At 60.7% G+C, this 1308-nt stretch carries 1 protein-coding gene; it reads right to left on the reverse strand.

All coding sequences use genetic code 11. The annotated features are described in order from the left end of the window. Positions 1-457 precede the first annotated feature (457 nt). Positions 458-1093 carry a response regulator transcription factor gene (locus tag HMPREF3162_RS00285; protein ID WP_256282460.1) on the reverse strand — a complete coding sequence of 212 codons (636 nt, stop codon included), beginning with the start codon at positions 1091-1093 and terminating at the stop codon, positions 458-460. Between the last annotated feature and the right edge of the window lie 215 nt (positions 1094-1308).

Raw genomic sequence — 1308 nt, forward strand, 5'->3', positions numbered from 1 at the left:
CTGGGGGTCAAGAGGTCGTGGGTTCAAATCCCGCTAGCCCGACGGAAAAGCCCAGGTCAGACACTGCTTCTGACCTGGGCTTCGTCATGTCCGGAGTCGTTCGCGACTACCCCCGGCGCCTCCCGCTCCTCCGGCCGGAATGGCCTCCGGCCAGAGCCGGGCTCCCAGCCAGCAAGAACCCTGCCAGGCACTTTCTTTTGCGAAGCATTAGTGCTCCTTCTGAAGTGTGTTTCGCACCGGAATGTCCGGTGATAGGAGCATAGGTGCCTCGCAAGACCGCTCTCACCCCTCATTCGAGGTATATGGAGCCTGGCCGGCTTCACCTATGCCGAGATATCGATTGCCCTCAGATGTCACAGGACACGGATACCGGGGTGGGCCTGCGAACATGACGGACACTTCTCGCGATTACCCTATGCCCTGGGTTGAGACCGCCCCTGAGGTGCTTCCATGCCTCTTAGGCCGAGTAGAAGCGGTGCTGAAGGGCGCGGACGATGAGTTGAGCCAGATTCTCCGCCTGAAGTTTTTCTCGCAGATGCTTCGCCTGTGTCTTCGCCGTCCAAACGGAGATGCCCTGGGTCTCGGCTATCTCCTCGTATCCGCGCCCCTCGCAGATCAGAGTGAGCACTTCATGCTCGCGTTCGGTAATTTGAGGGCTCACTGCAGGGGCGTCAGGTAGGGCGTCGCCGGCGATGACAATGTCTCGCGCGAGGAACTTCAACATGCTGGGGTCGTCTCCACGTGCAGCAGCGCGGACCGTTTCGCGCAGAGTTGATTCGGAGCAAGTCTTATTCACCGCAGCGGCCGCACCCGCTTCGAGAGCACGTGCGAGCCCTGGCCCCGGGGAGACGGTGCTGAGGATGATCACAGTCGCGTCTGGGTCGAGCTTACGAATGCGAAGGGTCGCATCCACGCCGCTGATCCCGTCGGGCATATTGACGTCCATGAGGACCACATCTGGACGGTGCTGCCGGTAGCTTTCAACGGCTTCTTCACCGCTATGAACTGGCGGGAGCACACTCATGTCGGGCTCAGTGACAAGCGCGTAGGAGAGCGCTCGTGTGGTCCATTGGTCGTCGTCCACGATGAGCACCGAAAGGCGTCCGTGAGCGCTCGGCGCTTGCACCGGGATGTGGCGGCCTGAAAGGTTCATTTGCAGTACTTCTGAAACTTCTTCTTGTCGATGACGCGCCAGATAACGCACTTGTAGGGATTTCGCGTGGTGCTGACGTCGATTTCATCAGTTGCCGATACCGAGTGGATGGACACGGTGGCGGGGGCGCGTTCGACTGGGGCGGTCAGGGGGGG

Source organism: Brevibacterium sp. HMSC07C04, assembly GCF_001815905.1.
Lineage (GTDB): Bacteria > Actinomycetota > Actinomycetes > Actinomycetales > Brevibacteriaceae > Brevibacterium.